The organism is Synechococcus sp. HJ21-Hayes (assembly GCF_024345835.1).
Lineage (GTDB): Bacteria > Cyanobacteriota > Cyanobacteriia > PCC-6307 > Cyanobiaceae > Vulcanococcus.
Genome location: NZ_JAGQBW010000001.1, coordinates 101531 through 124890 on the forward strand (window position 1 = coordinate 101531; position 23360 = coordinate 124890).

Here is a 23360-nt window from a genome sequence, read left to right on the forward strand (position 1 = left end):
GACTATCTCACCAGGCAGGTTATGACGTTCTCTGAATAAAGTAGCAATCAATGAATGTTTATACGGGGGTGATGCTGGCGATCACTCCTCCCTCGCGGTGAATCTGCTTGTATTTTGTTGAGAGCTGGTCGAAGGGTACGAAGTAGGTACGGTTCGATTTCTTATAACGAGAAATCGGTTTCACATTGTTGGCGCGATACGCCGTTACATCCACTCGATAAATGCGACCTTCTGCTCCAGCGCCTACTCCCAAACGGGTCTGGGCATCCTGGAGGTTAGATGATGGCCTGAAACTCCAGCCCTGGCTGTCCGCGGAGGAGGGCGGAATTACCGCAACCGCTCGGTTGAGATAGGCATTTGCGCCGAGTCGCGAAGCCTTACCGGCAAGACTGCCCTTGAGGCTGCTGCTGCTGGCTCCCCTGAGCAACTGGAAGCTCCAAGTGAACTCCTGCATGGTGAGGCAGCTTTCCGTCTTCCATCCCCTCTGGTAGGGAACAGTCCACTCACCGAATGCGTTCTGGTACTCGTCTGAATCGATGAAGCTGTCGATATCTGCGTCATAGCCGTGGCTATCGAGGCGCTCTGCGTGGGCACGCATCTCTTCAAAATCCGCAGGTGCCCGGCCCAGCAGATGCCTGAAGGCTAGTTCGATATAGCGGTAGCGTGGGCAGGCATCGAAGAATCGAGTCCGATAGAGATCGCTCTTGACGATGGTGCGAATGAACTCACGTACGCTAAGCTCACCAAGCTTTAGCTGGGACTCTGCGACCAGCTGGCGCTCGCTCTCCATCACATAGGCGTTGCCCAACACTTGGCGGTAGACTGACTGAATTAGCTGCTCTTTGTTCGCATCGCTATCTCCAGGAAGCAACTCGAGGGGTGACTCGCTGTCGAATCGCTCAACCCCTAGGATTGAGGCGGGGCCGAAGGACATGATAGTGCATTCCTGGGATGACCCGAAGATCATCCTATGAAGGCGGCCATTTTGGCCAGTAGATTTACAAAGCGCAATTCTGTCTTCGCCTGACTTGCTTGGGGCATTGGGGTATTGCCCCGCCCATTGCTGCGGGCCCATGGCTGGACAGCCCTTTTCCCTTGCGGCAACGAGCAACAGCCAACAATATTGGAAGTTTAGGAGTTTTTAAAGCAGTCCTAGTCCATGCAGTGGGCCATGCCTGATGATCACCTCCATCAGGACTGCGGCAGCCCCAAGCATCGCTACTCGTCCGTTCCACAGCTCGGAGTCGTTGTTCCAGCCCCAGGCCCACTTGTTCTGGGGTTTGAGATTCGCCTTGGTGGGTCGCTGAGCAGCTTGATCGAGATCGGTTTCCGTTTCAGCCATCGCCTGCTCCACCAGGTCGGTCAGGGCGGCAATGAACGCTGGATCCGTGTCCAGCGCAGGGACGCGCCGAAAGTTTTTTATTCCGGCTGCTATAGCAAGCTCTCGGTATTCTATATCGATTTCTTCTAGGGTTTCGATATGCTCGCTGACAAAACTGATCGGCACTACCACAAGGTCTTTAACTCCTTGCGCTCCCAGTTCCTGCAGGGCGTCTTCGGTGTAGGGCTTGAGCCATTCGACTGGACCAACACGGCTTTGGTAGGCGAGGGTGAAGGGATTGGTATAGCCTAACTGCTGCTTTAGTTGCTCAAGGATCAACTTGCTGCTGGCCACGATCTCCAGTTGATAGGGATCCCCGGCTTCCTCCACATAGCTTTTGGGCACACCGTGGGCGCTGAAGAATATATGTGCATTGGAAGGATCTTCGCATGCTTTTATTTCGTGTGCGATCAAATTAGCCAGCGCTTGGATGTAGCCAGGATGGTCATACCAGCTACGGATGCAGCGGATTGGCAGGCGGCTAAAGGTAGGATCGATATTGCGCAAGCGCCGCAGCTCCCGGAAGCTCGAGCCACTGGTGCTGATCGAGAAGTGAGGGTAGAGCGGCAGCACAACCACTTCATCGACTCCGTCGGCCTTGAGGTCTGCTACAGCGGATTCGGTGAATGGATGCCAGTAGCGCATGGCTACGTAGCTGGTGGCATCCACTCCATGGAGTCGCAGGCTGCTTTGTAGGTCTTGGGCCTGCTGTCCCGTGATGCGTCGCAACGGCGAACCTCCTCCGATCGAGCGGTAGGCCTGCCGTGACTTGCCGCTGCGTAAGCTGCTTATCAGCCATGCGAATGGCTTCTGCATCGCTGATACCGGCAGGCGGATGATCTCTGGATCTGAGAATAGATTGTAAAGAAACGGCCCAACGTCCTGGATCCGTTCCGGTCCGCCAAGGTTCAGCAGGACAACGCCGACTCGTGGTTTTCGTTTGGTTGCAGATGGTTCCATGCGGGCTTCAAATGCACGATTGGATTCAGCCATGAAGGCTTTCGCGCGTCGTTCGGCGTGTCAATGGATTCCAGCAGTCAAGTTCCTGGAAAGCCCGGCCAAGCAGAGATCCTCGAAGGGTGTCGATGTCGATTGCACCTGAAAAGTCAGCCCCGCGAATGCAACTAGCGCCGCTTAAATCACTGTTTTTGAGCTCTGCATGTCGGAAATCCACATAGTCAAGCTGGCAGTTCAGGAATCGAGTCCCCTCACACAATGCACCTCTCAATAGGGCATGGCGTAGATCTGCTCCAGCCAGTCGTGCGCCTCGCAGGCAAGCACCTGAGAGATCAGCTCCGCTGAGATAGGCACCCATTAACGATGCTCCTTCCAGATCCATGCCGGCAAGATCTGCATTGTTGAGAAAGGCCCCATTAAGCCGTGCCTGCGGGCCGATTGCTCCACTGCTTCGGAAATCGAAACCGTGGGGCCAAATTGTATGTCTGTCATAGCGAGCCAATCGTAGATCTGTGCCTTCAAATTGGCAGCTGTGAAGGTCAGCACCCCTAAGATCTACTCGGCATAATCGTGCCTTGGATAGATCAAGCTCGCCAAGTTGTAGGTTGCGCCAATCGGCTCCCCTGGCATCCAATGGGCCTTCATGACTGTTAGCAGGGGGTTTCTGCTGCTCGGGGGTTGTGCGCTCAAAGGCGAGTGACGTAATGGGGAAAGCTGACGTCATGATATCTGGAGGGTTGTTTTGTACGTGATAATGGCATCGGATTTGCATGTATTGCCCTAGGCGGACTTGCTGATGGTCGAGCTAGAAATGGCGCATACAATGAGTTCATAAGTTAACCTCAGTGGCTGGGCTGGATCTTTGGTTCAATTGTTGAATCATCTGCTCTAGGTGCAGCAGGGCTTCTCCCAGAAGGGATACATCATTTGAGCTCGCATAGGCAGAATAGCGTGAAAGTGCGTCAGTTTTTAGAAAGCCTATCGCTAGAGCCATGCTGTTGACTGGCACCCTTAATTCCCGATACAAATCACCTAGACCCCGTACTCCGGGGGGATGGGTGAAAATTGGGCGTTCCACCGCAACTGCATAGATCGTTACTCTAAGAAAATGCCAACAATCGCGCCAACACGCTTCCGCCCTTGCCCCAGGGTAAAGCGCACCACCGGTAAGAACTAGGCCTGGATCTTCGCGAAGTAGTTGACCCTTGGCTGAGGTAACAATTAGGGGAGTCTTTGACTGAAGCCGTTGCAGGTGTTCAGCATTGACAGTAGAGATACTACAGATGGCGCTCAATTCATCCTCACTTAATGCACGGGCCTCCGCATCTGCTTGCTGAAGTATTGCACGAATCGATGGCGGTAGAGACTGATCGTGTATCAAGCCGAATATGCGCGCCTTGGCTGTCAGCTCTCTAAGTCTTTCGTCCATGGGATCATTCTCGGTTAAGCCGCTTCATGTCATCGGTGCGTACGGTGACTTGAAGTTTGATATCGTTAGAGTCTGGATCCTGATCGAGCACGGGCGTGGCAACCAGATGGCCGTGACGTTCTAAGTAAAGCGCCCATGCTACTTTTCCGGCAATACCTGGGCAGTTTAGTAGAACAGACTTTATCAGGTCTGAGCTTAGACCAAGAGCTTGCAAGAGCACCTTGCAATCTTCTTGACTGTTTACAGAGGCAGGACGAATTGCTGCTCCTACAACCCAACCTAGCGAGGTGTCTTCAAGGGGTCCAGTGGAACTCAAGCAGGCCAATAGGAGATTTCCTCCCTTCCCAGCAATTTTCCTATACTCTAATCTCCATAGCTCAAGATTATGAGGATTTACGGAAATCCGAAATCCGGGCTGACTGGCGTCAGGGGTAACTTCGTCTTGGCCTTGATGGGAGCTGATAAGAGCATTGAGCTGACTAAGGGGATCGCTCATTGCAATTCTCTTTGAGGGAAGAAGATCTTCATCCAGCTCACTTTCCCAACGATGACAGTAAGAGTAATCGCTTCGGCCATCAGTTGAGCCCATCATTGCCGTGATTGACGGTGAATCCATTGCTCAATTGTTGGAGGCAGTTTATTAATGCGAGTCCCATTTTATTGTGCTCCAGTGCTCAGCATGGCAGCTGCAATCCAGAGCACGAGTCCTGTGATCACAAAACCACCGGCTGTCACAGTATTTTGCCAGAGCTTGCGAGCCCATGGTGCGGGGGCGTCGGCGAGCCAGGCCGGTCGTTGGCTGATGGCGTCTTGCCAGAGCACCTTGGCTGGAGCTCGCTTGGCCATTTTGTCCCTCCAGATGCTGTCGTAGCGGGGCGCCTGCTGGTTGAAGGGCATGGTGCCCAGGGCTTGGCCGGGTAAAATCCGTGACCTTTGAAAGGGAACGGTATTATATCCAAATGTATCCATGTATTCTTCCGAATCCAGGAGTGAATCAACAAATGCTCCGAGACCATGCTGGGCGATCATGATGGAGAAGGCGAGCCGCTCTTGATTGCCGTGTACAGGACGTCCTAGGACTCGGTTCACTACCTGCTCAACCATGCGGTAGTTGCTGTTGCAGCGGTAGAAATCATCCCGGAACTTTCGAGATAGTAGTAGACCCCGAATGAAATCTCGCATCGTGATCTGGCCGTTCTGCAGCTGCGACTCAAGCGCTGGCTCCCGGTCGACTTTGAAGGCGTGAAAGAAGATCTGTTTGTAGGCCTGAGCAATCTGGCTCTCAAAGTTTCCGTTGCCACTGAGCTGACCAGTTCCGGACTTGAACTCACGGCTGTCCTGACCGCCGGGTAGCTGAAAGCTGTTCACCCGCGCGTTCATGGTCAGCAGCTGGGTCGCAAGAAGCGGAAGGGCCATCGGAGCATGTATTTTGTTTGATTATCCAACTCCTGCAAGCTGCATCAGACCCGTCAAAGTGAATCGACATCTAGCTTTACTTCTGTTGATCTGGCCAGCTGCTAACTCCCTCCTCGCTTGGGGCTGCGACTCGCAGGCTTGGGCGTTTGGGTACGGCCAGAAGCAAGTAGCTGGGTTGGCTTTTACCCCTGGATTGGCTAGACGGTGTTTTCGCTTCCCTCTCCTAACCCAGGGCTTGCTTCGGCCTTCCTTGGTCGAATCCCATACCTATCAAGGGCTAGCACCAGGCAAATAAAAAGGCCCCGTTAGGGGCCAAAGAGAAGATCTACGTGGATAGCAACGCTTGGTCTGGATTCAGACGAGGGCGCTGATTGCGTAGTCGATGTAGTTGTTGGCAATCACGCCGGGGTCGCCGGAGATGCCGTGGTTGGCCTTGATGTAGTTCAGGGCCTCCACGTACCAGGAGGGGGACAGTTCGAACGCACGGTTGATCTCGTCGAGACCAGCGATCAGGTACTCGTCGATGGGGCCGGTGCCACCAGCAACCAGGCAGTAGGTCACCTGACGCAGGTAGTAGCCGATGTCACGGGCACACTTGGCCTTACCGCGCGCGTCGGAGGCGTAGTTGCTGCCCTGCATCTGGGTGGTGTAGGGGAACTTGTTGTAAACGGCCTGGGCAGCACCGTTCACCAGCGAGTCAGCGTTGGCGGTGAGGGCCTTGGCAGCCTCGAGGGCGTTCTTGGCGCGCTCGAAACGACCGAAAGCGGCGTTCAGCTCGGTGTTGCTCAGGAAGCGGCCCTGGGAATCAGCGGCTGCTACGGCTTCGGTGAGAGGGGTCTTCATTGTTCGAAGAGAAGAAGAAGGGTGGACCTAAATCAGGGGGCTGTTGCAACAGCCAGTGGCCCATGCAACAGCCAGGGATCAGCTAGCGCTGGTCGCCTCAGGCGACAGCAGCAGCAGCGCGATCGAAGTAGGTGCCGATCTCGCTCATCAGAGCGGAGCAGTCGCCCTGGGTGATGCCGTTGCGATCGTTGGCGATCGAGATGGCGGCGTCCTTCATCTTGCGGATGCCTTCAGCCACGGAAGCGCCAGGAACGCCCAGGGCCAGGTAGGTCTCACGCAGGCCGTTCAGGCAGCGATCTTCCAGCACGGACGCGTCACCGGTGAAGGCGGCGTAGGTGATGTAGCGGAGAACGATCTCCATGTCGCGCAGGCAAGCAGCCATGCGACGGTGGGTGTAAGCGTTGCCGCCGGGAGCGATCAGCGCAGGCTGCTGATCGAACAGATCGCGAGCAGCGCTGGTGACGATCTTGGAAGCGTTGGAGGTGATGCGGTTCACGGCATCCATACGCTTGTTGCTCTCAGCCACCATGGCGGCGAGGGCATCGATTTGACCAGCGTTCAGGAATTCGCCGCGGGCATCAGCCTGAGCAACGACCTTGGTGAAGGCGTCGAACATTGATTAGCTCCTGTTCTCGACTGAAGTCGGGAAGGGTGAAGAGGGGAATGTGCGCCCTGCCGGCAGCGGCAGCTACCAGGGGTTCACGGGACCAAATCGCGCGAGCAGGCCGAAGTCCGCCTCACCGCTTGGCCCACATATTGTCGACCCTACCTATGCCCCCCATCAGCAGCGCTTAACAAACAGTCATTCGCGGCGGCAGATCGCCTGCACCGCAAGGCTTCTGCAGGATGAGAGCTGGTTGTAAAACAGAACGAATCGGGGCTCTTGGGGGCCTTTTGTACCCCAGAGAACAGCGCGGGCAGTAGCACACCCCCTTCCCCGCCTGTCCCAGATCCCTCCTGCCCAGCACGCAGCCATGAAAAGGCCCCCTGCAAGAGGGGGGCGAGGGCACGATCGGGGCCTTGGCCCGCTTACTTCTTCTTAGCAGCCTTGGCCGGAGCCGCAGCCTTGGGGGCATTGGTGTCAATGCCGCCGCTGACGTGAATGCCAGTGATCTTGCCACCCATGCGCTGCACCATGCGCATGGTTTCGTTCATCCGGGTGTAAGGCACATTCATGACCACATCCGCCGTGCGGGAGTAGTCGTTGTTGGCGATGCTGGTCACGGTGAATGTCACCTGACGGTCATTGCTGAGGCTGGTGCCGCGATTGCCTGCAGAAACCTTCATCAGAGCTACGGGGGTAACGAGGAAAGAAGGCTCCGGTCAGTTGACCGGAGTGACACTGGCGACCCGGCCGCCTTCGCGGTGGATCTGCTGCTGGTACTCGAGCAGCTTGTTGAAGGGGATGAAGCGCACACGATTGCTGCGCTTGTGCAGGCGGAAGTTGTTGAAGCCGGTAATCTCCATGCGGAAGGTGCGGCCCTCTTCTCCGGAACCCACACCCTGACGGGTGACGCCATCGCTGGCGACCTTGCGGAAACCGGCGGCCTTGGAGCCAGGAGCCACAACGGGCATGGGCTGCTCGGCATGCACCGCGCGATTCAGGCGCGACTGGTTCTTGAGGATGTCGCCCTTAACGGAGGCGGCGGCACCACAGGCCAGTTGCAGCATGTAGGAGAACTGCAGTCCCTGCTGACCCACGGAGTAATTCCAGCCGTGGAGATAGGGCACACCCTCTTCGCCGAAGCGATCCTGATACTCGGCGCTGTCGAGATAGGAATCGATCTCAGCGTCGTAGCCCTGCTCCTGCAGGATCGTGAAGTGGTGCAGCATCTCTGCCTTGTTCTGGGGCGCGCGGCCCAGCAGATGCTTGAAGTTGAGCTCGATGAAGCGGTAGGGATTGCTGCTCTCGAAGAAGCGCTTGCGATACAGACCGCTCTTGGCCACCTGGCGCACGAGCTCGCGCACGCTCAGGTAGCCGCGCTTGAACAGCGACTCAGGACCTTCGAGCCGCTCACTGGCCATCACGTACTGGTTGCCGAGAACCTGCTGATACACAGCACGGATCACAGCTGCTTTGTCGTCCGACGAAGCGGACATCCAGTTTTCGTTGACGCGGTTGTTGGCGTAACGCTCGATGCCCAGGTAGGCAGCGTTGGCGAGAGTCATGGGACTTCAGGGGCGGGCTTGCGGGCCAGGGGAGGAGCAAGGGCAGCACCGAGGGAGATGCCGCACCGAGGGGCAACCTGCGCTGTTGGTGCCAGAGCCGGATCCAATGGGGCCCATTTGCCGCCGAACACCGGCTTTCAGAAACGTTACAAAAAGCAGGCCTGGCGCCTGGGCCCCGCGCCGATACCATCCGCCCAAATCCAATCGGCCCGAGGGATGTCAGCTGCGTCTTCCGCCTCGCTGCAGCAACGGATCAGCGAGCAGCTCCAGGCCCTCAGCCAGGTGGGCGAAACCCTCACCCTGCGGCTGCTGGAGTTGGAGGAACGGCTGGCGAGTTTGGAGCAGCAGATCGGTGACCTGGGCACCAACCTGGCCGACGACCCTGCCAGCCTGGAATCGAGCGAAATCCTGGCCCATACCGAAGAGCGCATCGCCCGCTTAGAGGAGCTCTTAAACGAGCAGCACCCCAGCGCCCAGGTGCACCCCTTCCCGCCCAGGACGGAAGAACACCGCCAACCACCAGCCCCCTCCAGCGAGGAGCCTGAGCTGGAGTTGGAGCTGAACCCCTTCCCAGACGAAGAGGAACAGCCCTTTATGGATGAGCTGAGCGCCTGAATCAGCCGGCCGACCCGGTGCTCAGCATGGCCCCGGCGGTGGCCACCAGCACGCGCACCAGTTCCAGGGCACCCACGCCAGCCAGGGCCAGCCAGAGGGTCTGCGCCAACTTGGGGGGCTGACCGCCAACCCAGGCAGGAGACATCTGACCACCGCTGAACTGGGCACCACCACCGGCATAGGGGTTGGCGGGAGCACGCTTGGCGCTGATCTCACGCCAGTAGGCGTCATAGCGGGGAGCCTTCTGGTTGAAGGGCAGTTGAGCCTTGGCATGGCCGGCCAGCACCCGGGAGCGCTGATAGGGCACCTCATCCGTGCCGAAGGCCTCCATGTATTCGGGCGATTCGAGCAGGGCATCCACAAAGCCCTCAAGCCCCTGGTTGGCGATCACGATCGACCAGGCGATGCGCTCCTGGTTGCCGTGCACCTCACGGCCCAGCACCCGGCCCACCACCTGCTCCACCACGCGGTAGTTGCTGTTGCAGCGATAGAAGCCCTCGCTGAACTTGCGCGAGAGCAGCAAGCCGCGCACGAAATCACGGGTGGTGATCGTGCCGTTGCGCAGCTGCATCTCCAGCATCGGCTCACGATCCACCTTGAAGGCATGGAAGAAGATCTGGCGGTAAGCCCGCTCGATCACTTCATCCACAGCCACCAGGGTGCGCGGGGCTTCATCACCGCCAATGGCGAAGTTGTTCACCCGGGCGTTCTGGGTGATCGGCTTGGTGGCCAGCAGCGGCAATGCCATAACGGCAGCAGAAAAAAGCTCGCCGACCATAGAAAAGGGATTTAGGCAGAAACCCCTAGGGCGCCAACATCGCACAGAGCTTCACGGCTGGCGTAAAGCACTGCAACGTTGTGCAAAGGATCTGCGGAGATCAGGCGGACAGCCAGTGAACAGGAAGCTCATGGCTGTAATCCTCGGTGCGCTCAAATTCAAAGGGCCCCGCCAGCGATCCCCACAGCTGTTCATGGGTGGTGGGATCGTGGCCGCGATCGATGGTGCGCATGCCATGGGCACTGAGCTCAAAGCTGCTCACCAGATAGGAGGTAGCCCCTTTGCGCTCCACCAGGCAGCGGCAACCTGGCTCCACTTCGCCGTTGAAGCCATCGGCGGTTTCACGCACCACATAGGCGCAACCCTCCAGGGGCTTGAGATCGGCCGCTGTGATCAGGGCGCGCTTCTCGTCGTCCTGCACCGCGCCCCAGAAGCGCTGCTCATCGTGGAGGGCCTGGTTGTGGATCACCAGGCTCTGCTCCTGCTGCTCAACCCGCAGCACCCGAATGCGATAGGGAACCCCTGGCGTGATGGCGTAGGTCTGCTCCAACAGCAGCGACCCTGGCACCAGCTGGGGCAGCGGCCGGAACTTCACCAGGATATGGGCGTAGAGCGGAGGGTTCTCGAAAGCCTGGTGCTGGTTGCTGAAGCCGGCGCTCAACTGGCGCAGCAGGCGAGCGAGGGGGCTGGACATCGCCTCAGGGATGGTGGGGAGAGGCCGGATCCTATGGGCAGCCCCGCTCAGAGGCCCAGCAAACGGATACGGAAATCGGCCACCTGGGTGGCCATGGCTGGACTGCTGAGCATGAAGGGGTGCTCACCGCAGGCCTGGAGCATCAACAGTTTCTTCTCCTCGGTGCTCAAGCCGTGGTTGGGACTGGTGGATTCATGGCGCTGCCAGGCTTCATCGAACACCATCCCGAAGCTATCGGCGTTATCGAACACCTGCCCAGGCTTATCGGGAATCGGCAGGGGCATGGAGGAGCTGCAGTTCAGCGGACTGCAACACTAATCAATGCCAGGACCCAGATTTGAACTGGGGACACGGCGATTTTCAATCGCCTGCTCTACCAACTGAGCTATCCCGGCCCGTCGCTAGCGCGACATCGAGATCTTAGATCACGAGGGGGCCGGGGTTCGGGCCAAACAGAGCAGGCCCTCCACCCGCAGCCCCTCCGCTTCCAGGACCAAGGCAGCCGCCTGGGCCGTGGCCCCCGTGGTGAGGATGTCGTCCACCAGCCAGAGCCCACGGCGGCGCAGGCCCGCCAGCACCGGACGCGACTGGCGAACGCACTGGAAGGAGCCCAGCTGATTGCGCAGACGCAGGGTGCGGTTCAGATGGTGCTGGCCCACGGTGGGACGACTGCGCTGCAACAGCTCGCCGGACACCGCGACCCGCCCGCCAGACAGCGTGGCCAAGGCTTTGGCAATCAGCTGGGGCAACGGGTTGGCCGCCCGTTTCCAGCTGGGAATCGGCACCAGCAGCCCACCGGCGATGGCACTGCTACAGCAATCCAGGAGCTCAGCGGCCAAGCCCTCCATCACGCTCGGGACCGGCCGCGGCCGTTGCGCCAGCAGCAGGCCCCGCAGCGGACCGCCGTACGGGGCCAAGGCACACCAGAGCAGGGGCTGATCTCCCTGCAAGCCGCCAGTGCTGAGGGCCAAGCGCTCGCGGCAGGACTCACACAGCCGCTGACTGGATGCATCGGCCGGTACGGCGCCACTGCAGAGCGGGCAACGACCGGTGCTGATCAGGGCGAGGGTACCCCGCAGGAGGGTTTGGAACATGGCCATCCAGGGACTGGCCTGAGCATTCCCCGCCCGCTCAGGTCTGGGGCATGGCCCGCAGCATCGCCACCAGGGTGCGGTGGGCATCCTCGCTATCGCTGAGGGTGTGGTCGAAGGCCACATCCACCCGCTGGCCATCCACCTCCAGCTGCATGGCCTCCGGGCCCACCGCCACCATCCGCGCCATGGCGGGAGCCGCGACACCGCCGTAGTGACGGGCATAGGCCAGCACCGCCGAGGCATGGTCGTCGTTCATGTGCTTGCAGATCCGATCGCTCACAGCAGGAGTGAGGGGGTCGGCGGCCATGGGTTGCGATCGCGGGTGCGGCAATTCTGAGGGGTCTGGGCCCATTCAGCGGCCTGGCTGGGCGGCGCTGGCTAGCCGGCGGCAAAGCGCTGCCACAGCAGCAGGCCCAGGCGGATGGCACTGAAGCTCACGTATCCAGCGAGCACCACAAAAATCAGCATGGAGATCCAGGAGCGCAAGCTGTTGTTCATGGGCACCTCAGGGCTGTGCCAGCCAGTCTGGCCATACCCTGGGCGGCCGTGAGCTGGGGGCGGTTCAGCACTGGCAGCCCCAGCACCCGCTGGCGCATCAGCCGCCACTGGGGATTGCGGGCCCCGCCCCCCAGGCTGATCACGCGCCGGATCGGCGGAGCACCCAGCTCGGCCAACCGCTGCCAGCCGGCACGCTCGATCTCCGCCAGCCCCTCCAGCAGTCCCTGTAGGTAGAGGGCATCGCTCACCGGCCGGGGTTCCAACTGAGGTTGCAGGGCTGGATCATCCACGGGGAAGCGCTCACCAGGGCCGGGCAGAGGGCGCAGGGCCAGGCCCGTGGGGCGGCGCGGATCGATCTGGCGACTGAGCTCGGCGATCTGGCCATCGGTGAACCAGCGGCGCAGCACCCCGGCCCCGGCATTGGAGGCGCCCCCCACCAGCCACTGACCCGCCACCCGGTGGCAACTGATGCCTGGCCCAGTGATGGGCTGGGGGCAGAACTGCTTGAGCACGAGGGTGGTGCCCAGCACCGCCACACCATCGCCGGGCTGGGCATCGGCGGCCAGCACAGCGGCATTGGCATCGGTGCTACCCGCCACCACCTGACAACTGGCCGGCAGCCCCAGGGCCCGGGCGGACGCCGCCGCCAGGGTGCCCAGCCGCTCGCCACTGGAGCGCACCTGCGGCAGCCCGCCACTCCAGGGCTGATCCGCTATGGAGCCGCTCCAGCAACACTTCTGAAGATCCCAGCCCAGACGCAGGTTGTTGCCCTCCTCCCCCCAGCGCCAATCGCCCAGCAACCAGCCCATCAACCAGTCGGCCTGGTGCCGCAGCAGGCACGGCCCTGGATCCATGGCCAGCAGCATGAGGGCCCTGGCGAGGCTGCCACTGGCACTGGCCGCCGGACCAGCGCCCACCGCCTGACCGGTGAGTCGTGCCGCAGCCGCCGCCTGGTGGGGGCAGGCCCGGTGATACGGCAGCGCCTGAGCCAACACCCCGGGTAGCAGGGTGCCATCCTCGTGGCAGAGCAGCAGGGTGCCGGAGGTGCCATCGATGGCCACGGCACCCACCTGGCTGCGCAGCTCGGCGGGCAATCGTCCACACAGAGCGATCAAACCCGAGCGCCAGCCGCGGGGATCCTCAAACGCGGCCGGGTAGCCACTGGCCTGCTCCGCCACGAGCGCACCGGCAGCATCGAGCACGGCCAGCCGCAAGCCGCTGGTTCCCAGATCAATGCCGAGGGCGAGGGGCGGGCGCAGCGGGCTTCAGGCGGCGACGCGCGCTGCCGTGGCCTGTTGGAGGGTGGCGGCCATGGCGGCCACATCCTCCCAGGGGAGGTTCAGATCACTGCGGCCGAAATGGCCGTAGGCCGCCACGTCCTGATAGAAGCGGCCGCCCCGCTGCTGGGGCAGGTTGCGCAGACCGAAGATCTCAATGATGGCGCCGGGACGCAGGTCGAAATGCTCCTGCACCAGGGCCGTGAGGTCGGCGTTGCTGATGGCGCCGGTGCCGAAGCTCTCCACCAAGATGCTCACGGGCTTAGCCACACCGATGGCGTAGCTCAGTTGCACTTCCACCTTCTTAGCCAGGGCAGCAGCCACAAGAGCCTTGGCCACGTAGCGGGCGGCGTAGGCGGCGGAGCGATCCACCTTGGTGGGGTCTTTGCCGGAGAAGGCACCACCGCCATGGCGGGCATAGCCGCCGTAGGTATCCACGATGATCTTGCGGCCGGTGAGGCCGGCATCCCCCTGGGGGCCACCCACCACAAACTTGCCGGTGGGGTTCACCAGGAAGCGGGTGTCGGCCTTGCTGGGCTTGAGATCCAGATCCTCCGTGGCGGGTTCCACCACGTGAGTCCAGAGGTCGGCGGCGATGCGCTCCCGCATGGCCTTCTCTTCCGAGATGCCGTCAATGTCGGCGGTGTGCTGGGTGGAAATCAGGATCGTGTCGATGGCCACGGGCACATCGTTCTCATACACGACACTCACCTGGGTCTTGCCGTCGGGCAACAGGTAGTCGAGGCTGCCGTTGTGGCGCACTTCCGCCAGGCGGCGGGCCAGCCGATGAGCCAGGCTGATGGGCAGCGGCATCAGTTCGGGCGTCTCGTTGCAGGCGTAGCCGAACATGATCCCCTGGTCGCCGGCCCCCACCAGATCCAGCGGGTCGCCGTCGTGGTCGTCGGCCTCGTTCACCCCCTGGGCGATATCGGGCGACTGCTGATCCAGGGCCACCAGCACGGCGCAGCTGTTGGCATCGAAACCACCAGCACGGGCGCCGGCATAGCCGATCCGATTGATCACGCCCCGCACCAGGGTGTTGAAGTCCACCCGGGCGGTGGTGGTGACTTCACCAGTGATCAGGCACAGGCCCGTGTTGACCACGGTTTCGCAGGCCACCCGGGAGGCGGGATCCTGGGCCAGAAGGGCATCCAGCACCGCATCGCTCACCTGATCACAGATCTTGTCGGGATGCCCTTCGGTCACCGATTCAGAGGTGAAGACGTATCGGGATACCGAACCGGTGGGGCTGCTCATTCCCTCTTGGCGTGGAGATAGCCCCCAACCTTATTCGCCGATGGACAGCTCACTCCAGTGATGGATGCGGGGATGGGGTTCGGCCAAGGCTGGTGTGGTGCTCCAGGCAGCGGTGTACCCCAGGGAGAGCTGGTGGGGGATGCCCGCCGCCACGGCCATCCGCAGGTCGCTGTTGGCATCACCGATCAGGGCACAGCGGGCCACCGCCACCCCCAGCTGGGCACACAGGCCATGCACGGCGGCAGGGTCCGGCTTGCGGGGCCGGTGCTCGGCGCTCCAGAACCCAGCGAAATAGGGCTCAAGCGCATGGCTGGCCAGGAAATGCTCGATCCCCGCGATGTCGTCGTTGCTGATCACAGCGCAGGTGATACCGGCGGCCCGCAGCTGCTCCAGCCAGGGCAGCAAACCCTCCGTGGTGGCACTGGTGCCTCGCATTTCCCCCGCAGCGGCACGGCGGGCATCGGCCTGATCGGCCTGGGCAAACACCTGCTCACTCAAGGCCAGGGCCTCAGGCCAACCCAGGCCCACCTGCGCCAGGGCCGTGGCGGTAGCGATCAGGTTGTGATCGCGGCTGGCCACCGCAGTGATCCCGGCGGGGTGGATGGCATCACTGGCCGCGTTGATGCCGTAGGCCCGCTCCAGCAAGTCCCGCAGGGCTGGCCTCAGGGCCAGCTCCACCTGCTCCAGACAAAGAAAAACCCTGGCCGCAGCCAGGGTGATGAGCTGGGGTTCGCTGATGCTGAGGGTGCCGTCCTTGTCGAACAGCACCGCCTCCACATCACCGAGACCCGTGCCGCGAAGCTGCAGCTGTGGCATGGGAAGGTCCCAGAGGTCAGTCGAGGGTGACGCCCATGGGCTCGTTCTCTTCGGCCTGCTCAAGCAGCATCTGCTTGTAACGGGCGGCCATCTCCTCGGCCTTCTCGAACACCTTCTGGGGATCCGTGAGCATGTCGCCGGGTTCGGGCTCGAGGGCCTTGGTGGACAGCGAGATGCGACCGCGCTCGGCATCGAGATCGATGATCATGACCTTCATCTGGTCATTCACGTTGAGCACCGTGTGGGGTGTCTCGATGTGCTCGTGGCTGATCTCGGAGATGTGCAGCAGGCCGCTCACGCCGCCGATGTCGATGAAGGCGCCGTAGGGCTTGATGCCGCGAACGGTGCCGATCACCACTTCGCCCACCTCGAGGCGGTTCATCTTGCGCTCCACCAGGGCGCGGCGATGGCTGAGCACCAGGCGGTTGCGCTCCTCGTCCACCTCCAGGAACTTGAGGGGAAGGAAGTCGGCCACCAGATCTTCCTTGGGCTTGCGGGTGCTGATGTGGCTGCCGGGGATGAAGCCGCGCAGGCCTTCCACCCGCACCAGGGCACCACCACGGTTGGTGGCGAACACCTCGGAGTAGATGGTGGCGTCTTCCTTCTGCAGCTGACGCACCCGCTCCCAGGCCCGCTGGTACTCAATCCGGCGGATCGAGAGGGTGAGCTGGCCGTCTTCGTTCTCCTCACTGAGGATGAAGAACTCGCGCACCTCACCGGGCTCGAGCACGTCGGAGATGCTCTCCACGCGGTTGATCGACACCTCCTGCATGGGCATGAAGGCAGCGGTCTTGGCGCCGATGTCGATCATGGCGCCCTTCGGCTCCATGGCGAACACGGTGCCCTTCACCACGTCGCCGGGCTTGAAGTTGTAGTCGTACTTGCTCAGCAGCGACGCGAACTCGTCCAGAGTGAAACCCACGCCGTCGATGTCGCGAGCCGCGGCACGGCTGCTGGGGTCATCGGCGCTGGGCACCTCTTCCGGAATGCTCAGATCGAACTCGGCAGCCTCGGCGCCGAAGTCTTGGTGGGCTGCAGCGTCAACGGCGAGATCGATCTCGCTGGCGTTGACGTCGGAAGGGGTCACGGTCATGGAGAGCTGGCGGACTGCCCAGGGCAGTGCGAGAGGAACCCCGTCACCGTCCGCCGACAGTTGACAGGGAATCCACGACTATACAAAGGAGTGTGGGCCGAAATCCCGCTCTCAGCCCACTGCAGCGAACGTGGAGCCCGGGCGCCGGCTCAGGCCCTCCAGCGTGGAGACAAAATCACTGATGCCCTGGAACTGGCGATACACCGAGGCAAATCGCACGTAGGCCACTTCGCTCATTTCACTGAGCTGCTGCAGCACAAGCTCACCGATGTCGTTACTGCTCACTTCTCGGCCGCTGCGGCCCTGCAGCTGGAGCTCCAGCTCATCCACCACGCCTTCGAGGCGGCTGGGCTCTAGGCCCGTCTTTTCACAGGCACGCAAGAGGCCGTGCAGCAATTTGCCGCGACTGAAGGCTTCGCGGCTGCCATTGCGCTTCACCACGGTGATAGGCACGGTTTCCACGCGCTCGTAGGTGGTGAAACGAAAGTCGCAATGGAGGCATTCACGGCGACGGCGAACACTGCGCCCGGAGTCGGCAGAACGCGACTCCAGCACGCGGCTGTCAGTGTGCTGGCAAGAGGGGCATTGCATGCCCGATTAACTGCCTCAGAGATAAAACAAGTGTAGACAGTGATTTGCCGATTGAGAAGCCCTCTGCCGCAATGGATCTCCCGAGGCGATGGACGCGGGCCCCTTCTCGACCGCGTCCCAGGCCACAAAAAAGCCCCCGCCAAGGCGGGGGCTGAGAACATCGGCAGCCGGAATCGGCTGCACCAACTCACTTACCGATTTTCGGGGGATCGCGGAACGCAATCGCGAAGAACAAGGTGGAGATGGCCAGAGCCAGGATCAGGATGTAAGCAAAGCTTTCCATGGGTTGCTCCTGGGATCAGCTGAGGGTGGATCCAGCCGGGGGCACATAGCCCTCAGGCAGGCGACGGGTCGAACGGTCGCCCAGTTTCTGGAACAGACCGAACTCCACTTGTTCGCCGAGGTCTGGATCAATACCGGCAAACACATCGCGGTAGAGGGTGCGGGCACCGTGCCAGATGTGGCCGAAGAAGAACAGCAGGGCGAAGGTGGCGTGACCGAAGGTGAACCAGCCGCGGGGGGAGCTGCGGAAGGTGCCGTCGGAGTGGTACGTCTCGCGATCGAACTCGAAGGCTTCGCCCAGCTGGGCCTTGCGGGCAAGGCGCTTCACATCAGCTGGATCGGTGTAGGTGGTGCCGTTGAGGGCACCGCCATACACGGTGGCCGTGACGCCGGTCTGCTCGAAGGAATACTTCGCTTCAGCGCGACGGAAGGGGATGTCGGCACGAACGATGCCTTGGCTGTCCTCGAGAACCACAGGGAAGTTCTCGAAGAAGTTGGGCAGACGACGCACCTGCAGATCCCGGCCTTCCTTATCGGTAAAGGAAATGTGACCCAGCCAACCCGTGGGCAGACCATCGCCATTCACCATCGGGCCAACCCGGAACAGACCGCCCTTGGCTGGGCTGTTGCCCACGTAGTCGTAGAAGGCCAGCTTTTCGGGAATGGAGGCGTAGGCCTGCTCCTTGGTGGCACCGTTGTCAAGAGCGGTCTGCACACGACGGTTGATCTCGGTCTTGAAGTAGCCCTGGTCCCACTGGTAGCGGGTGGGGCCAAACAGCTCAACCGGAGTAGCCGCTGCGCCATACCACATGGTTCCGGCCACGATGAAGGCGGCGAAGAACACGGCGGCGATGGCGCTGGAGAGCACCGTCTCGATGTTGCCCATGCGCAGGGCCTTGTAGAGGCGCTCCGGCGGACGGGTGGTGATGTGGAAGATGCCAGCAATGATGCCCACGATGCCGGCGGCAATGTGGTGAGCCACGATGCCGCCCGGATTGAAGGGGTTGAAGCCTTCAGGCCCCCAGGACGGCTGCACCGCCTCAAGGTGGCCCGTGACGCCGTAAGGGTCTGAGACCCACATCCCGGGTCCGAACACGCCCGTGAGGTGGAAAGCACCGAAGCCGAAGCAGCCAAGGCCTGCCAGCAGCAGGTGGATGCCAAAGATCTTGGGGAGGTCGAGGGCAGGCTCGCCGGTGCGAGGGTCCTGCCAGATCTCGAGATCCCAGTAGGTCCAGTGCCAAATCGCGGCCAAGAAGAGCAGGCCGCTGAAAATGATGTGGGCAGCAGCCACACCTTCGAAACTCCAGAAGCCGGGATCAACACCGGTCTCACCGGTGATGCTCCAGCCGCCCCAGCTACCGGTCACGCCCAAGCGGGCCATGAACGGCATCACGAACATGCCCTGGCGCCACATGGGGTTGAGCACCGGGTCGGAGGGATCGAAGATGGCCAGCTCGTAGAGGGCCATGGAGCCGGCCCAGCCGGCTACCAGAGCGGTGTGCATGAGGTGCACGGCCAACAGTCGGCCCGGGTCGTTGATAACGACCGTGTGCACCCGATACCAGGGCAATCCCATGGGGGTTAGGTCCGGGGAAACAACCAGCTATCCGAACCGGAGAACCCGGGGGCGGATAGCAGCACGACCGAGTCCATTGAAGGCTCGATCCGTGCTGGCGATGGTAAGGGTTTCGGCAAGCCGACCGATTCGATCGCCGCAGAGCTGAAACGAGCCGTGACGGGGCCGGCCCTGTGGCCCGCAGGCCAGGGACATCAGCGACCCTCGGACGCGGTTACAAAACGCAACCCTGCCCCTCAGAATGAAAGGGTTCTCCACACCTGGCCGCCATGCCCGTGATCCGTTTCGTGCGCGAAGGAGTCGATGTGGAGTGCTACCCGGGCGAGAACCTGCGAGAGGTGGCCCTGCGGGAGGGCGTGGAGCTCTATGGGTTGAAGGGAAAGCTGGGCAACTGCGGGGGCTGCGGCCAGTGCATCACCTGCTTTGTGGACGTGGTGGGCGAGAGCTCCCCGGGCAGCCTGAGTGGTCGCACCGGTGTGGAGGAGCAGAAGCTGCGGCGGCGCCCCGAGAGCTGGCGCCTGGCCTGCCAGGCGCTGGTGCAGCACTCTGTGCTTGTGCTCACCCGGCCGCAAGTGGGCTTTGCGGATGCTGAGGCCAAGATCGCAACGGCAAAGGCCGCAGCGCTGCCAGCCGGCCCCACCGCCTGGCCCATGAGCGAGGAGCCCACCGCAGAAGACGATGCAGCCATCAGCGAGGGAGCTGCAACGGCCGAGGAAGGGCTTGGTGGACGCCAAGAAACCACAACGAGCGGTGAAGAGGGCTGATCTCAGCCCGATCGCTGGTGATACGGTCAGCTAGCTCAAGACACTTGCGATGGAAACCAACGATCTCGGCTTTGTTGCCAGCCTGATGTTCGTGCTGGTTCCGACGGTGTTTCTGCTGGTGCTCTACATCCAGACCAACAGCCGTCAGAGCTGATCTTCCCCAGCTCATCGGCCTCTGAGAGGGCGACCTCTTTAGTCCTCTCAGAGGCCTGCCCAGTAGCAAGGCGCCCCAATGGGCGCCTTTTTTGCTGGCCGGAAACCGGCACTCCTCCTACGGCTGCCACGATCAGCGGCTGCGCGCCTCGGGTTCACGCACGAGCAACACGGGCGCCGGAGCATGCACGCGGATGTAGTCGCTCACTGAGGAACCAAGCAGGCGGTCGATGTCCACCAAGCTCTTGGCCACCAGCGGGCGCCGATCCTGGGAGGCGATCACGAGCAGGTCGGCCTTGTGCTCCGCCGCAGCCGCACACACCCCGCGGCCAACATCGCCCGTGCTGTGAAGGGCCGCCATCTCCACCCCAAAGGACCGGGCCCGCTGCACGGCCTTCTCCAGCACCTCATCGGCCGGTGATTTGCCACCGCGGGAGGGGGTGATGTCCTGACGGCTCACGTGAATCCCCAGGAGGCTGCCACCGGGGATATCACGCACCATCTCACAGGCCAGGCGCAGAGCGTCATCGCCCACGCCGGTGCCGTCAATGGTGACCATCACCCGGTTGACATGACGGACGTAGAGGTCATCGCGCACCAGCAACATCGGCCTAGTGGAGAGCTGGAAGACGTACTGGCTGGCACTGTTGCTCAGGATCGACTGCAACCGACCCAGGCCGCGGGAGCCCATCACGATCAGGTCGACGTTGAGCTCATCGGCCACCTTCAGCACGGTTTGCTTGGTGTCGCCCTGGCGAATGATCGCGTTCACGTCGGTGGGGCTGAGCCCGAGTCGCTGCACCGCTTCCGCCACAATCCCGGCCGCCTTCTGGGAGTGCTCCGTGAAGTTCTCCCCTGCCTGCTCCGGCACCACGTGCAGGAGATTGATCCGGGCCTGCTTCACGGCAGGGATGTCCCGCAGCATGCGGACCATCTCCTCAACATGACCCTTTCCGGAATCGGCGATCAGAAGGTTGCGGAACACAGCACTGGCAACGCGCTCCGGCAGCCTATGGCCGATCAGCGGGCCCCTTGGCTTTCGAAACGCACACCGTGATGGAGCATCAACAAGCCCACACTTGGGCCCTGAAACGCCGTGTGCTGCCGCAGCACACCGATCACGCCGGAGTGATGTGGCACGGGGCCTATCTGGCCTGGCTGGAAGAGGCGAGGGTGGAGGCGCTGGCGGCAGCTGGCCTGGCCTACGCCGATCTCTCAGCGCGGGGGCTGGAACTGCCTGTGGTGGGGCTGAACCTGAGCTACAAACAGGCGCTGCAGCACGGTGACCTGGTGGTGCTCCAGAGCCAGGTGCTGCCGCGCCAAGGGGTGAGGCTGCCCTGGCACAGCCGCTTCATCGCCCCGAATGGCTCCGTGGCCGCCGAAGCCAGGGTGGAGCTGGTGCTAGTGGAGATGAGCGGGGGCGGCCAACAGCGGCGACTGCTCCGCCACCTGCCAGACGACCTGATGGCGGCCGTGACACACCTACAACAGGGCCCGAGAGGCTGAACCCCGACCAGCGCCTATGGTACATCTGAACCAGTGATATCAGGGGCGGTGTGACCCATGGGGGATCTGCTGTTTGCGCCCTTTGCGGGCATGGCTGTGGGAAACCCAAATCAAGAAGCCGATCTGCGCGAGCGCGAGCGGCTGTGGCAGCGGGTTTGGTGTGAATGTCCCGGCATCGGTTGGACGCGGCTGCAAGGCCTGCGCGACCAGTTCAGCTCTCTAGAGCAGGCGTGGGGCGCGGATCTGCGCGATCTAAAGGCCGCCACGGGCCTGGGCCCCAAGGGCCTGGCCACCTTGGAGGCCTATCGCCAACGCTGGGGCCAGACACCGTTACCCCAGCCGCTCACTGCCGCGGCACGGCTCCAATGGCACCGGCGGCGTTGCCTACTCCCCAATGATCGGGCGCTGCCGGACGCCATACGAACACTCGAACGTCCACCCCTGCAGCTGTACTGGCAAGGCAATGGGAGCCTCTGGCCCCGTCTGCGAAAGCAACAGGCCGTTGCCGTGGTGGGAACGCGCCGCCCCTCCCGCCATGGGGAAATGATGGCCAGAGCCATCGGCCAAGCCCTGGCGGAAGCGGGGTGGCCGGTGGTGAGCGGCCTGGCCGAGGGCATTGATGCAGCCGCCCACTCCGGCTGCCTGGAGCGCCATGGCCGCCCTGTGGCCGTGCTGGGCACGCCCCTGGAGCGGGTGTACCCGCGCCACCACGAGGACCTGCAACAGCGCGTGGCACGCCAGGGACTCTTAGTGAGCGAACTTCCAGCGGGCGCAGCCGTGCAGCCGGGCCACTTTGCCGCCCGCAACCGCCTGCAGGTGGCCCTGGCCAAGGCGGTGGTGGTGGTGGAGTGCCCAACCGCCAGTGGCGCCCTGCACTCGGCGCGCCTGGCCTGGGATCACGGCTTGCCGGTTTGGGTGGTGCCGGCCGATGCCGGCAAGGTGTCGGCCTCCGGCAGCAACCGGCTGCTACAACAAGGCGCCACAGCCCTACTGGACCCAGCCGATCTGATCAAGGAGTTAGGGCCGGGGCCACTGCTCCAGCAAGGCCAGCAGCGCAGCCCGCCCACGCCCGCAGCAGCGGGCAACCTGCAGTTGCGGGAGGCGGCCCTGCTGGCGGCCCTCGGCCGTGGGGCGTCCCTGGAGCAACTCTGCGAGCGCCTCCGCCAAACACCGGGAGTGCTGTCGAAGCGATTGCTGCAACTGGAACTGGCCGGCCTGCTGCGCGCGGAACCGGGCCTGTGGTGGCGGCCCTGCTGAACAGATCAGTGCCTAGGGTTAGGAAATGCCAACCCTGTTGCGCAGTGATGCCCTCCTGGCCTGGCGGCGCCACCAGCTCCAGGACGGTGGCAACCCCAGCGATCTCGACTGGCTGCTTGACCTGGCAGGAGGAGTGCGCTGGACCTTGCTGCAGCAGCTGCGGCTCAAACCTGATCAGAGCGTCACGCTGAGGTGCAGCCTCCCGGAGCTGGAAGAGCTCTGGCGCCATCACCGCCTGCATCAAACCCCGCTGCAATATCTGGTGGGGGTCTGTCCCTGGCGGGACCTGGAGTTGCAGGTTGGCCCTGGCGTGCTGATTCCACGCCAAGAAACGGAGCTTCTCGTGGAGTTAGCCCTTGAACACGCCCAAGGCGGGGAAAACGCCCCTTCCTCCCCCTGGGCCGATCTGGGCACAGGCTCAGGCTGTCTTGCCGTTGCGATGGCCCGTGCCCTACCCAAGAGCCGTGGCTACGCCGTGGATGCATCAGAAGCAGCACTAACGCAGGCTGCAATCAACCTTGAGCAACACCAGCTCAGCAAACGAGTGAGCCTGCACCAGGGCAGCTGGTGGGAGCCCCTACAGGCTCAATGGGGCCAACTCCAACTGGTGCTCTCCAATCCGCCCTATGTCCCCACCGCGGTGTGGCAAGAATTGGAAGCAGTCGTGCGCAACCACGAGCCCAGTCTCGCCCTGGATGGAGGCGGCGATGGCCTCGATGCCATTCGCACCATCGCCAGCGGCGCCCGGCAGGCCCTCGCCCCAGGCGGCTGGCTGTTGATGGAACACCACCACGACCAGAGCCAGGCCGTGGGCCAGTTGCTCGCCCAAGCAGGTCTGATCAACATCCAGAACCACGCAGACCTGGAGGGCACCCTCCGCTTCGCCAGTGCCCAGCGAGCCAGCCATGTCTAGA

General features: G+C 62.3%; 29 protein-coding genes and 1 tRNA gene. 6 read left to right on the plus strand and 24 right to left on the minus strand.

Features of this window, described 5'->3' with window-relative positions:
* Positions 1 to 58 precede the first annotated feature (58 nt).
* The 10 genes from KBZ14_RS00640 to KBZ14_RS00685 form a co-directional block, all read right to left on the minus strand.
* A complete protein-coding gene (locus KBZ14_RS00640) occupies positions 59 to 934 on the minus strand; it encodes a phycobilisome linker polypeptide (RefSeq protein WP_255116347.1) in 876 nt (291 codons plus the stop codon).
* A gap of 207 nt (positions 935 to 1141) precedes the next feature.
* Positions 1142 to 2341: a ferrochelatase gene (hemH, locus tag KBZ14_RS00645; RefSeq protein WP_255116584.1), complete on the minus strand. Its 1200-nt coding sequence runs from the start codon at positions 2339 to 2341 to the stop codon at positions 1142 to 1144.
* A 25-nt stretch (positions 2342 to 2366) separates the two neighbouring features.
* Positions 2367 to 3110: a pentapeptide repeat-containing protein gene (locus KBZ14_RS00650; RefSeq protein ID WP_315856113.1), complete on the minus strand. Its 744-nt coding sequence runs from the start codon at positions 3108 to 3110 to the stop codon at positions 2367 to 2369.
* Between the two features lie 57 nt (positions 3111 to 3167).
* Entirely contained in the window at positions 3168 to 3767 is a 600-nt protein-coding gene (locus KBZ14_RS00655) for a globin family protein (protein ID WP_255116349.1), read from the minus strand.
* A gap of 4 nt (positions 3768 to 3771) precedes the next feature.
* Positions 3772 to 4356 (minus strand): hypothetical protein, encoded by a 585-nt coding sequence (locus tag KBZ14_RS00660; RefSeq protein WP_255116350.1) that lies wholly within the window; start codon positions 4354 to 4356, stop codon positions 3772 to 3774.
* Positions 4357 to 4424: 68 nt separating this feature from the next.
* On the minus strand, positions 4425 to 5183 hold the full coding sequence (locus tag KBZ14_RS00665; protein ID WP_255116351.1) for a phycobilisome rod-core linker polypeptide: 759 nt from the start codon (positions 5181 to 5183) through the stop codon (positions 4425 to 4427).
* A 354-nt stretch (positions 5184 to 5537) separates the two neighbouring features.
* Complete coding sequence (gene cpcA / locus KBZ14_RS00670) at positions 5538 to 6026, minus strand: C-phycocyanin subunit alpha (protein ID WP_255116352.1); 489 nt, start codon at positions 6024 to 6026, stop codon at positions 5538 to 5540.
* A gap of 97 nt (positions 6027 to 6123) precedes the next feature.
* Positions 6124 to 6642, minus strand: a complete 519-nt coding sequence (cpcB, locus tag KBZ14_RS00675) for a C-phycocyanin subunit beta (RefSeq protein WP_255116353.1) — start codon at positions 6640 to 6642, stop codon at positions 6124 to 6126.
* A gap of 413 nt (positions 6643 to 7055) precedes the next feature.
* Positions 7056 to 7313 (minus strand): rod-capping linker protein CpcD domain-containing protein, encoded by a 258-nt coding sequence (locus KBZ14_RS00680; protein ID WP_255116354.1) that lies wholly within the window; start codon positions 7311 to 7313, stop codon positions 7056 to 7058.
* Between the two features lie 36 nt (positions 7314 to 7349).
* A complete protein-coding gene (locus KBZ14_RS00685) occupies positions 7350 to 8195 on the minus strand; it encodes a phycobilisome rod-core linker polypeptide (RefSeq protein WP_255116355.1) in 846 nt (281 codons plus the stop codon).
* A gap of 216 nt (positions 8196 to 8411) precedes the next feature.
* On the opposite strand from KBZ14_RS00685, the gene KBZ14_RS00690 reads away from it, so the two are divergent.
* Positions 8412 to 8810 (plus strand): hypothetical protein, encoded by a 399-nt coding sequence (locus KBZ14_RS00690; RefSeq protein WP_255116356.1) that lies wholly within the window; start codon positions 8412 to 8414, stop codon positions 8808 to 8810.
* A gap of 1 nt (position 8811) precedes the next feature.
* On the opposite strand, the gene KBZ14_RS00695 is transcribed toward KBZ14_RS00690, so the two are convergent.
* From KBZ14_RS00695 to psbB, 13 genes are all read right to left on the minus strand, one after another.
* Positions 8812 to 9558 carry a phycobilisome rod-core linker polypeptide gene (locus KBZ14_RS00695; protein ID WP_255116585.1) on the minus strand — a complete coding sequence of 249 codons (747 nt, stop codon included), beginning with the start codon at positions 9556 to 9558 and terminating at the stop codon, positions 8812 to 8814.
* Between the two features lie 130 nt (positions 9559 to 9688).
* Positions 9689 to 10282, minus strand: a complete 594-nt coding sequence (locus tag KBZ14_RS00700) for a chromophore lyase CpcT/CpeT (protein WP_255116357.1) — start codon at positions 10280 to 10282, stop codon at positions 9689 to 9691.
* A 47-nt stretch (positions 10283 to 10329) separates the two neighbouring features.
* Positions 10330 to 10566 carry a hypothetical protein gene (locus KBZ14_RS00705; protein ID WP_255116358.1) on the minus strand — a complete coding sequence of 79 codons (237 nt, stop codon included), beginning with the start codon at positions 10564 to 10566 and terminating at the stop codon, positions 10330 to 10332.
* A 38-nt stretch (positions 10567 to 10604) separates the two neighbouring features.
* Positions 10605 to 10677, minus strand: a tRNA-Phe gene (locus KBZ14_RS00710).
* A 30-nt stretch (positions 10678 to 10707) separates the two neighbouring features.
* Positions 10708 to 11376, minus strand: a complete 669-nt coding sequence (locus KBZ14_RS00715) for a ComF family protein (RefSeq protein ID WP_255116359.1) — start codon at positions 11374 to 11376, stop codon at positions 10708 to 10710.
* 37 nt (positions 11377 to 11413) lie between these two features.
* Positions 11414 to 11683: a DUF2470 domain-containing protein gene (locus tag KBZ14_RS00720; protein WP_255116360.1), complete on the minus strand. Its 270-nt coding sequence runs from the start codon at positions 11681 to 11683 to the stop codon at positions 11414 to 11416.
* Positions 11684 to 11870: 187 nt separating this feature from the next.
* On the minus strand, positions 11871 to 13088 hold the full coding sequence (locus KBZ14_RS00725) for an FGGY-family carbohydrate kinase (RefSeq protein ID WP_255116361.1): 1218 nt from the start codon (positions 13086 to 13088) through the stop codon (positions 11871 to 11873).
* A gap of 51 nt (positions 13089 to 13139) precedes the next feature.
* Positions 13140 to 14408: a methionine adenosyltransferase gene (gene metK / locus KBZ14_RS00730; RefSeq protein WP_255116362.1), complete on the minus strand. Its 1269-nt coding sequence runs from the start codon at positions 14406 to 14408 to the stop codon at positions 13140 to 13142.
* A 30-nt stretch (positions 14409 to 14438) separates the two neighbouring features.
* Positions 14439 to 15224 (minus strand): HAD family hydrolase, encoded by a 786-nt coding sequence (locus tag KBZ14_RS00735; RefSeq protein WP_255116363.1) that lies wholly within the window; start codon positions 15222 to 15224, stop codon positions 14439 to 14441.
* A gap of 16 nt (positions 15225 to 15240) precedes the next feature.
* On the minus strand, positions 15241 to 16317 hold the full coding sequence (locus KBZ14_RS00740; protein WP_255116364.1) for a 30S ribosomal protein S1: 1077 nt from the start codon (positions 16315 to 16317) through the stop codon (positions 15241 to 15243).
* Positions 16318 to 16428: 111 nt separating this feature from the next.
* Complete coding sequence (gene nrdR, locus KBZ14_RS00745) at positions 16429 to 16908, minus strand: transcriptional regulator NrdR (RefSeq protein ID WP_255116365.1); 480 nt, start codon at positions 16906 to 16908, stop codon at positions 16429 to 16431.
* A 187-nt stretch (positions 16909 to 17095) separates the two neighbouring features.
* The gene (locus KBZ14_RS00750) at positions 17096 to 17191 is read right to left on the minus strand and encodes a photosystem II reaction center protein T (protein ID WP_010314684.1); all 96 of its coding nucleotides are present in this window, start codon (positions 17189 to 17191) and stop codon (positions 17096 to 17098) included.
* 15 nt (positions 17192 to 17206) lie between these two features.
* A complete protein-coding gene (gene psbB, locus KBZ14_RS00755) occupies positions 17207 to 18766 on the minus strand; it encodes a photosystem II chlorophyll-binding protein CP47 (protein ID WP_255116366.1) in 1560 nt (519 codons plus the stop codon).
* A gap of 269 nt (positions 18767 to 19035) precedes the next feature.
* Between psbB and KBZ14_RS00760 the strand changes: the two genes are divergently transcribed.
* On the plus strand, positions 19036 to 19530 hold the full coding sequence (locus KBZ14_RS00760; RefSeq protein ID WP_255116367.1) for a 2Fe-2S iron-sulfur cluster-binding protein: 495 nt from the start codon (positions 19036 to 19038) through the stop codon (positions 19528 to 19530).
* Between the two features lie 49 nt (positions 19531 to 19579).
* The gene (gene psbM, locus KBZ14_RS00765) at positions 19580 to 19684 is read left to right on the plus strand and encodes a photosystem II reaction center protein PsbM (protein WP_255116368.1); all 105 of its coding nucleotides are present in this window, start codon (positions 19580 to 19582) and stop codon (positions 19682 to 19684) included.
* A 132-nt stretch (positions 19685 to 19816) separates the two neighbouring features.
* Here psbM and KBZ14_RS00770 read toward each other — a convergent pair whose 3' ends face one another.
* Positions 19817 to 20668 carry a universal stress protein gene (locus KBZ14_RS00770; protein ID WP_255116369.1) on the minus strand — a complete coding sequence of 284 codons (852 nt, stop codon included), beginning with the start codon at positions 20666 to 20668 and terminating at the stop codon, positions 19817 to 19819.
* Positions 20669 to 20739: 71 nt separating this feature from the next.
* On the opposite strand from KBZ14_RS00770, the gene KBZ14_RS00775 reads away from it, so the two are divergent.
* The 3 genes from KBZ14_RS00775 to prmC all read left to right on the plus strand — a co-directional run bounded on the left by KBZ14_RS00775 (position 20740) and on the right by prmC (position 23359).
* Positions 20740 to 21189, plus strand: a complete 450-nt coding sequence (locus KBZ14_RS00775) for an acyl-CoA thioesterase (RefSeq protein ID WP_255116586.1) — start codon at positions 20740 to 20742, stop codon at positions 21187 to 21189.
* Positions 21190 to 21279: 90 nt separating this feature from the next.
* Positions 21280 to 22446, plus strand: coding sequence for a DNA-processing protein DprA (gene dprA / locus KBZ14_RS00780; protein WP_255116370.1), 1167 nt, complete (start codon positions 21280 to 21282; stop codon positions 22444 to 22446).
* Between the two features lie 25 nt (positions 22447 to 22471).
* Positions 22472 to 23359 carry a peptide chain release factor N(5)-glutamine methyltransferase gene (gene prmC / locus KBZ14_RS00785; RefSeq protein ID WP_255116371.1) on the plus strand — a complete coding sequence of 296 codons (888 nt, stop codon included), beginning with the start codon at positions 22472 to 22474 and terminating at the stop codon, positions 23357 to 23359.
* Position 23360: the final 1 nt, after the last annotated feature.